Below are 8,702 nucleotides of genomic sequence, written 5' to 3'. Positions count from 1 at the left end.
GAGGATAAGCATGTCTGGCGGCGCAGATAGCCGATGATCGCATGCTTATTCACCAACGGTGAACAAGCATGGCACAAGACATCACGTCGCGATGGCCCGCTATTTCTTCTTCTGCCCTTTTTCGATTTTCGCCCAACTGTCCTTAAGCGACACGGTGCGATTGAAGACCAGCTTGTCGGGGCGCGAATCGATCATGTCAACACAGAAGTAGCCGTTCCGCTCGAATTGGAAGCGGCTTTCGGCCGCCGCTCCGGCCAGCGAAGGTTCGACCCGCGCTTCGGTCAGCACTTCCAGCGACTTGGGATTGAGGCTGTCTCGATAGTCACCCCCCTTGGGGACGTCGGTCGGGTCGGGCTGCGTGAACAAATGGTCGTAGACGCGTACTTCGGCCAGCAGCGAGCGCGTCGCCGAGACCCAGTGAATGGTCCCCTTCACCTTCCGGCCGTCGGGCGTGTTGCCGCCGCGCGTGGCCGGATCGTACGTGCAGTGCAATGCAACGATTTCGCCCGAGGCGTCCTTCACGACGCTCGTACACGTGACCAGGTACGCGTAGCGGAGCCGCACTTCGCGGCCGGGGGCGAGGCGGAAGAATTCTTTCGGCGGATCCTCGCGGAAATCATCGCGCTCGATGTAAATCTCGCGCGTGAAGGGGACTTTGCGCGTGCCGGCCGATGGGTCCTCGGGGTTGTTGATGGCGTCCAGCTCGTCGACCTGGTCAACCGGGTAGTTGTCGATCACCACCTTCAAAGGCCGCAGCACGGCCATCACGCGCGGCGCGCGGCGATTGAGGTCTTCGCGAATGGCGTTTTCCAGCACCTGCACGTCGATGACGCTGTTGAACTTGGCCACGCCGATCCGCTCGCAAAAGCTGCGGATCGCCTCGGGCGTGTAACCGCGGCGGCGCAGGCCCACGAGCGTGGGCATGCGCGGATCCTCCCAGCCGCTGACGCGCTCTTCCTCGACCAGCTCCAGCAGCTTGCGCTTGCTCATCAGCGTGTACGTCAAATTCAGCCGCGCGAACTCGATCTGCTGCGGACGATAGATCGACAGCGCCTCGAGAAACCAGTCGTACAGCGGGCGGTGATTCTCGAACTCGAGCGTGCAGATCGAATGCGTGATTCCTTCGATCGAATCGGACTGCCCGTGCGTGAAATCGTACATGGGGTAAATGCACCACGCATCGCCCGTCCGGTGGTGGGTGGCGTGCAGGATGCGGTATAGCACCGGGTCGCGCATGTTGAGGTTCGGCGAGGCCATGTCGATCTTGGCCCGCAGGGTCCGCGATCCGTCGGGGAATTCGCCCGCGCGCATGCGGCGGAAGAGGTCGAGATTCTCGGCCGCCGGCCGCTCGCGGTAGGGGCTGTTCTTGCCGGGCGAGGTGAGCGTGCCGCGGTACTCGCGCATTTCGTCGCCGTTCAAATCGCAGACATACGCCTTGCCGGCCTGGATCAATTGCTCGGCCCAATCGTAGAGCTGGCCGAAATAATCCGAGGCGTAGAACATCCGGTCTTCCCAATCGAAGCCCAGCCAGCGCACGCTGTCCTTGATCGAGTCGACGTATTCGACGTCCTCTTTGCTGGGATTGGTGTCGTCGAAGCGCAGATTGCACTTGCCGCCGTAGCGCAGGGCCAGACCGAAGTTCAGGCAGATGCTCTTGGCATGCCCGATGTGCAGGTAGCCGTTGGGCTCGGGCGGGAAGCGCGTGTGCACGCGGCCGTTGTACTTGCCGGTGCGCAGATCCTCTTCGACGATCTCTTCGACGAAATTCAACCGGCGCTCGGGCTCGCCGCTCGCGCCGCCCGCATTATCGGACGCGGACCGCTTGTCGATGCTTTCTTTTTTGTCGTGCATGCCACGATTATCCAAAAATGCGCTGCCGAGCGACAGGGGAATTGTCGCTCGGCTCAGGAACGAGGATTTGCCACCGAGGGCACAGAGCACACAGAGAGAGCGAAAGAGTTCTAGGAAAACTGTAGGAGCCTCAGTGATGCGAAGTCCCAGGCTTTCACGAATTCTATTCTCGGTGCCCTCTGTGGACTCTGTGGCTAATTCTCATCGGCGCGTCGCGCCAAAGCCCGATCGATGCGGGCGAGCGAGCTCTCGCGGCCGAGGGTGGCCAGGGTTTCGAAGAGCCCAAAGCCCACGGTTTTGCCGGTCGCCGCCACGCGGATGGCGTGGATGATCTTGCCGGCCGCGATTTGCTCGTCGGCCAGAAATTTCTGCAAGGTTTGCTCCACGGCCGCGGCGTCGAACGATTCGGCCCCGGCCAGGCGTTCGCGGAATCGTGCGAGCCGGGCCGCCGTCTCGTCGTCGCGCAGCTGCTTTTCGAAGGCCGCTTCATCGTAGGACAGTTGGTCGTCCGGTAGGAAGAAGGCCGCGAAATCGACGATGTCGCCGGCCACTTTCAAACGATCCCCCGCCGCCGCGATCACTTGCCGCAAGCGCTCCTGCACGGCGGCCGGGGCGGGCGCCGTGACGATGCCTGCCTTTTCCAGGTACGGCAGCATCATGGCCGCTTTTTGCTCGACCGGCAGCTCCTGCATGTAATGGTCTTGGAAAGCCCACAGCTTTTTGGGATCGAAGCTGGCCGGCGCCTTGTTGACTCGCTCGAGCGAAAAGTTGTCGATCATTTCTTTGCGCGTGAAGAACTCGGTCCGCTCGTCCAGCGACCAGCCCAACAGCACCAGGTAATTGATGATCGCATCAGGCAGGTAACCGACCTGCTCGTAGAAATCGACGATCACGGGGTTGAACGTATCGGCCGACGGCGCCAGGCCCAGCGCCGCGGCGATCGCCTGACCGTGCTCATAGATCTGGGCGAAGTCGCGGTTCTTCAAATACTTGTCGAGCTTGCGCTTGCTGAGCTTGGTCTTGCTGCCCGGCTCGGCCACGTACGGCAGATGCGCGTAAACGGGGCGCGGATAGCCGAGCGATTCGAGAATGAAAATCTGCCGCGGCGTGTTCGACAGGTGCTCTTCGGCGCGGATGACGTGCGTGATCTCGAAATCGTGATCGTCCACGACGCTCGCCAGGTGATACAGGCACGTGCCGTCGGTACGCTGGATGACGTGGTCCTGCTCGCGGGCCCATTCGAATTCGACCTGGCCGCGAATCTTGTCGTCGATGACGAGCTTCCCTTCGCGCGGCATCTTCAGGCGCACCACGGCCGAACGCCCCTCGTTCTCGAAGCGCATGCGGTCGCCGGCCGTCTCGGCCATCCACCGCCGGCTGTAGAGAAACGGGCGCTTCTCGCGCTCGGCCGCTTCGCGCTCGGCGGCGATCTCTTCCGGGCGCGCGTAGTCGTGATAGGCATGGCCCGAGGCGAGCAAACGATCGGCGGCGGCCTGATAATTCGCCAGCCGCTGCGACTGATAGTAGGGAGCGTGCGGACCGCCGATGTCGGGTCCCTCGTCCCAATCGATGCCCAGCCAGCGAAAGCCGTGCAAAATCGGCGCCAGCGCCGCCTCGACGTTGCGTTGCTGATCGGTGTCGTCGATGCGCAGCAGGAACTGGCCGCCGTGCCGACGCGTGAACAGCCAATTGAAAAGCGCCGTGCGCACGCCGCCGATGTGCAGATAACCGGTCGGGCTGGGAGCAAAACGAGTGCGTACGGTCACGATCGGTTCATCCTATCGAGGCGTCCTGTGGAGGCCGCGGCGCGAGAATACAGCCGCGATTTAGCACCGATTAGACCGGCCGGCAAGCATCTCTCCAAGGGGTGCCGGCCGACGGCAAAGAGACCGTAGGGTGCGCTGCGCGCACCAGGAACGGCCTTCTCGGGTCATGGTGCCACAGGGCACCCTACTGGCTCAATCGACCGGAAGACAGACCCGGCGACAGCTCGTTAGCCCAGGCGTTGCTTGCGCTGGCGTTCCTGTTGGCGGCGCAGTGCTTTACGCTCGGACTTGGAGAGTTTATGCCCGGCATGGCTATCTTCGCCGTCGTCGTCGTCATCGGTGTCTTCGTCTTCCTCATCCTCGTCGCTGTCACGCACCACGACGCTGTCGAGGTCGCTGCGTTTGGCGGCGGGGCGGACCGACGTGTGGGCCGCGTCGATCTTCGTCTTGCGGCCGAACAGCCCACGCGCCGCTTTCGCGGCCGGTTCGGCGGCCTTCTCGGGTTGGATGGTTATCAGCCCCTTGGCGTCGAGCACGACGAAGCGAGCGTACAGGCACATCGACAGGAGCAAGAACAGGCTGCCTGCCATCTCGCATCCTTCTTCGACGAGCAAAGAGAACTCGGCGGCTTGGGCCGGCAGCCAGCCGAAGTGCGCGACGACGGCCGCGGTGTAGGTGATTCCGGCAAGCGCGAACGCCGCGATCGATGAACGACATTGCCGCATCTCGAAGGCCAGCCGCAGCGCGACTCCGCCCACCAGCAAAACGTAACCGCCAATGGTGGTCAGCTCGGCTTCGCGAACGGATTGCCGCGCGAACTCGCGCAACAGCGCCTGAATGCTCTGGTGCAGGCAGGCCGCTTCGTCGATCGACAGCCACAGCCACGCGGCCGCGGCCCACAGCCACACGCGATAGCGGCCGTGATAGTCGTCCAGCCGATGCCGGCGCAGCGAATAAATCACGAGCGCGACGACGCACGACAGGTCCAGCGCCAGCGATGTGAACCAGTTGTTCAGGCTTCCCTCGGCGCGCAGGTCGAAAGCGGGCAAATGCCCTTCGCTGAATTCCAATACGCGCGCGGCGTACACGGCCTCGATGCCGGCAATCGCCAGGGCACCGACGAAGAACAACAAGAACATCTTCGCAAGGCTGTGCGGAATCAAATCGATCAACCGCGGCTGATGATCGCGGTGTGCTTCCGCCGGATAGCGGCGCGACGCGTTGCGCGCCGCGGCGGTTGTGCGCGCGCCGTTCGACGGCGCCGCAGGGGCGCCGGCCTCGTCGGGTATTACGCGGCGGCGACGATCGTCGCCTTGTCGAGAACGAAAAAACTGCACCATGGGAAATTCGCCGGCAGGCGTCGCAAGTCGAGTGGGGGGGGACCGAAACACGGATGCGCGTCTTGGAACGAAAGAATCGGGCAGGCAGGGCGCTTGAGGCCTTCGGGGCTTGCAATCGACCGGGACAGCAGGAAGCGATAACCAGAGGTGGTAGCAGCCGTCATGCGGCGACAGCCCTGCAATGAACTTCGGCGCGCCGGCGGGCCACTCTCCACTTTGCCGAGCGTAGGCCGGCGCGGGTTCACAGGTCTGCCACCGCCGCGGAACTTCCGAGGCTGTTTCGTGCCAGCACTCGGCCGCTAGCATCCGCCCGTCGCGCGCGCGTTGAAGGAAAGGGCGTTGTTTCCGGCCGTGCTACCGCGGCGTTGCTGGCACTGGCCAGCTTTCGCATTGACCGCCGCACGTGGCTCCGGTTAACTTCCGGCCGACACCTGGCAGGGAGGCTTGATGCGCGCTTTCGTACAACAATTGCTCGACGCGGCTCGGGCGACTCTGGAACTAGCGGGTCCCGTGGCCCTGATCGCCGACGACAGCAACGGCCGCGACGTAGCTCCCTGGATGCGCCGGCATTTCGCGGGCCAGTTGGTGCTCGATTGTCGCGTGCCGTCCGGACGCCGCGACGACGACGAGCTCGACCTGGGCGATCTGCCCGTCGAGAACGAATCGCTGCGCACGCTCTTGTGCCTCGACTTGTTGCACCGCTTCGAAGAGACAGCAGCGCTATTGCGTTTGGCGCTACCGCTGTTGGCACCGGGCGGAATGGCGCTTGTGACCGCGAACATCGGCAATGCCCGCCCGCGCGAGGGACTATCGCGCGTGCTCACGCCGGTGGGATTGGAAAAGCTCGTGGCCGAACTGGACGCGGCGATTCTCGGCTGGCAGGGAGACCCCGATTTCCCGAACAGCCTGTTCCTGGTCGCTTGCCGGTCGCCGGTGCCGTCGCGCTTTGCGAACCAGGCGGGCCGATTTATCGACACCTTTCAAACCAGCCAACGCTCTGTCGTGATCGACGACGATTGGCCGGCGCGGCTGCGGCAATGGCTGCGGCGCTGGTTTTCGCGGCGTGAAGCAAGCGCCGAGGAGGCGAGCGCCGCCCCGACCAGCTTCCTACTGCACTTGCCCGGCGCGACCGACTGGCGCGAGGCGCTTTTGAGCTGGCCACCGGCGCAGGACGTGGCCAGCCGGGGATAAGAGATGCGTGGCCTGCCGTGAAAAACATGGCGCCCGAGTATTTGCCGTGACACAACGGCAGCGCTGATCTCGCCTCGACTCTCGCGCGCCGCACAAGCCCGACACGCCAAGGGAACGCACCTCCGTGTTTGCATCACCTGGCGGGCGGTGGCATACTTGGCGCGCGACGCCAGTGCCCTCCGGCGAAAACGCTGCGGTTCGCGTCGCCAACGTCGCCGTTGATCGACTGGCATCCGCTTTTTGGGTCACACGATGTCACGCCTCATTATTGTTCTGGCAACCGTCGTCGGCATCGCCGCGATTTGCCATTCCCTGCGGGCCGTCGAGCCAGCAGCGGCACCCGAGAAGGCCAAGGCAAAAGGCGCGGGACGCGTTTACGGCGAGTGGCGCATTCGCGTACGGCCCGACAAAGGAAAAGAGTACGCAGGGCTGATCGAAAGCAAGGGCTTGCCGCTGTTTCGTGGGGCCGGCGGCCGCATGGTCGGCTGGTGGACCACCTTGATCGGCGACTTGTACGAGCAGGTCACGATTTGGGAATACGACGACATGGCCGCTTTCGAGGCCGCCGCGCAAAAGCTGGGCGGCGATCCGCGCTTTGCCGCGTTCGTCAGCGAGCGCGATCCGTTGCTCGCCGGAGAAGAGAACCGATTTCTGTACATGACGGACTTTGCGCGACGGCCGGCGCTACCTGAGCCGAGCAAGGTCATGATCCACGAGTTGCACCGCATTCCTTTGTCGCGCCGCGAGGCGTATTTGCAATACATGCGGACCGACGGGCTGGCCTTGCTCGAACGAAACGGCTTTCGCCCGGCCGGCCCGTGGCTGGCAAACGTCGGTCGCTTGCGCGAGGTCTGCTATTTGTTCCGCTTCGACAGCCTGCGCGAGCGCGAAGAATTGATCGCGAAGTTCGCAGGCACGGCCGATGCCAAGGCCTATGGCGACAAGATCAACGAGTTTGCCGAAGAGGTTTCGACCCGCGTGCTGTTGCCGGCCCCGTTCGCCCACCCGACGACAGGCGCGCGACCATGAGTTACTCGCTGCCGTCGCCAAAGCGTTTTTTAGGTGCGCCGGTCGTACCAGGACGACATGCGTTGCTCGCGCTGGCAATCGCCGGCCTGTCGACATTTTGCAGCCGTGCGTCGATGGCGGCGCCGTGGCCGCATCATGAAGAAAACGCGCCGGGCGTGCATGTCATTGGCTTTGCCGACCGGTTTCACTCGGCCAATTGCGGCTTTTTCGTCGCCGAAGACGAAACGTGGCTCGTCGATCTGCCGCGTGGCATTCCCGTGCAGCAATACCTGGCGGATGTCAAGAAAGTCTCCGGCCACGCGCCGGCCGTGCTCTTGTTGACGCATGCGATGTCGGACGATGCGAAGCTGGTCGGGGAACTGCGCGAGCACGGCGTCAAACGCGTGTATCTTTCGCCGGGCACTTATAAGTTCCTGTTTGCAGCATCGTCCTCTGAAGATACGGAAGCGACGGCGCCGAAGCCCGGGTTCGAGATTGTCGCCAGGCGGCAAACGCTCGGCGGGTCAAAGATCGAATTCCTGCCGCGCGACGACACCGCCACGGCGGGCGCGGCGGCGGTGTTCCTGCCGGCCAGCAAGGTTCTCTTTGCCGGGCCGCTGGTGTATCACGGGCCGCGCGTGCCGCTGCCGGGACGAGATACCAACGCATGGCGTGAGGCGCTCGAAGAAGTGGCGGCGATGAAAGCCGCGCGCGTTGTGCCCGGCTTCGGCTCGTGGGACGGCGCCGAGTTGATCGATCGGCAGCAGCGATTTCTCAACGAGCTCCGCCGACAGGTAGGCTACTTCATCGCGCAAGGGCAGCCGCGCGCCGATCTGCAGCGGGTCGTGCGCCTGGTGCCTGATTATCTGGTGTGGATGCCCTACGACACACCGGTCGCCGAAGACGTCGAGCACGTTTACGACGAGCTCACGGTTCCCTATGCGCCCTTCAACGGCAAGCCGCCGCAGCCGAACGACGAACGACCGCATGCCCTGGTGCTGATCGGGGATCAGCCGCACGAGCCGGGGCACATCGAGGCCGGTCTGCGGCCGATTTTCGCGGCCACGCACGTGGTGCCGCACTTCGCCGTCGACGTAAACGCACTCTCGGCCGAAAATCTCGCACACGTGCAATTGCTCGTGATCTTGCGCGACGGGCTGATGCGCCCCCAGGCGCCTGATCAACCCGACTATGTGTGGATGACCAAGGAGCAGGAGCAAGCCGTGGTCGATTTCGTTCACCGCGGCGGCGGATTTCTTAACTTGCACAACTCGATGGGACTGTACCCCGAAGATGGTCCGTACCTGCGACTCGTCGGCGGTCGCTACATCGGGCATGGGCCGCTCGAGCGTTTTCGCGTCGAGGTCGTCGATCGCGACCACCCGGTGACGCGCGGTGTCGAGGATTTTTCCGTAGCCGACGAACAGCACACGCCGCCGTACGATGACAAACGCGTGCATCTGCTCTTGCGCAACCGGTCGGACAATGGCGAAACCGCCGCCGCCGGCTGGGTGTACGAGCCGGGCAAAGGCCGGCTCTGCCACCT

General features: G+C 63.9%; 6 protein-coding genes. 3 read left to right on the top strand and 3 right to left on the bottom strand.

The genetic code is table 11. The annotated features are described in order from the left end of the window. Positions 1 to 99: 99 nt before the first annotated feature. From VHD36_15880 to VHD36_15870, 3 genes are all read right to left on the bottom strand, one after another. Positions 100 to 1,851, bottom strand: coding sequence for a glutamine--tRNA ligase/YqeY domain fusion protein (locus VHD36_15880; protein HVU88802.1), 1,752 nt, complete (start codon positions 1,849 to 1,851; stop codon positions 100 to 102). 194 nt (positions 1,852 to 2,045) lie between these two features. Further along, complete coding sequence (gene gltX / locus VHD36_15875) at positions 2,046 to 3,617, bottom strand: glutamate--tRNA ligase (protein HVU88801.1); 1,572 nt, start codon at positions 3,615 to 3,617, stop codon at positions 2,046 to 2,048. Positions 3,618 to 3,844: 227 nt separating this feature from the next. Continuing rightward, positions 3,845 to 4,957, bottom strand: a complete 1,113-nt coding sequence (locus tag VHD36_15870) for a hypothetical protein (protein HVU88800.1) — start codon at positions 4,955 to 4,957, stop codon at positions 3,845 to 3,847. Between the two features lie 447 nt (positions 4,958 to 5,404). On the opposite strand from VHD36_15870, the gene VHD36_15865 reads away from it, so the two are divergent. The 3 genes from VHD36_15865 to VHD36_15855 form a co-directional block, all read left to right on the top strand. Then, positions 5,405 to 6,148 carry a hypothetical protein gene (locus VHD36_15865; protein HVU88799.1) on the top strand — a complete coding sequence of 248 codons (744 nt, stop codon included), beginning with the start codon at positions 5,405 to 5,407 and terminating at the stop codon, positions 6,146 to 6,148. Positions 6,149 to 6,400: 252 nt separating this feature from the next. Next, complete coding sequence (locus VHD36_15860; protein ID HVU88798.1) at positions 6,401 to 7,177, top strand: NIPSNAP family protein; 777 nt, start codon at positions 6,401 to 6,403, stop codon at positions 7,175 to 7,177. Continuing rightward, the coding region (locus VHD36_15855; GenBank protein ID HVU88797.1) for a ThuA domain-containing protein at positions 7,174 to 8,702 on the top strand (1,529 nt) is incomplete at its 3' end. The genes VHD36_15860 and VHD36_15855, both read left to right, overlap by 4 nt.

Source organism: Pirellulales bacterium, from assembly GCA_035546535.1.
Lineage (GTDB): Bacteria > Planctomycetota > Planctomycetia > Pirellulales > JACPPG01 > JACPPG01.
Note: the sequence above shows the minus strand (reverse complement) of the source record. Positions and strands in the feature narration are given on the sequence as shown.

Bases quoted from the DNA above. Each gene is read 5' to 3' on its own strand.
- VHD36_15880 (HVU88802.1), bottom strand. From the start codon at position 1,851: ATGCACGACAAAAAAGAAAGCATCGACAAGCGGTCCGCGTCCGATAAT.
- VHD36_15870 (HVU88800.1), bottom strand. From the start codon at position 4,957: ATGGTGCAGTTTTTTCGTTCTCGACAAGGCGACGATCGTCGCCGCCGC.
- VHD36_15865 (HVU88799.1), top strand. From the start codon at position 5,405: ATGCGCGCTTTCGTACAACAATTGCTCGACGCGGCTCGGGCGACTCTG.
- VHD36_15860 (HVU88798.1), top strand. From the start codon at position 6,401: ATGTCACGCCTCATTATTGTTCTGGCAACCGTCGTCGGCATCGCCGCG.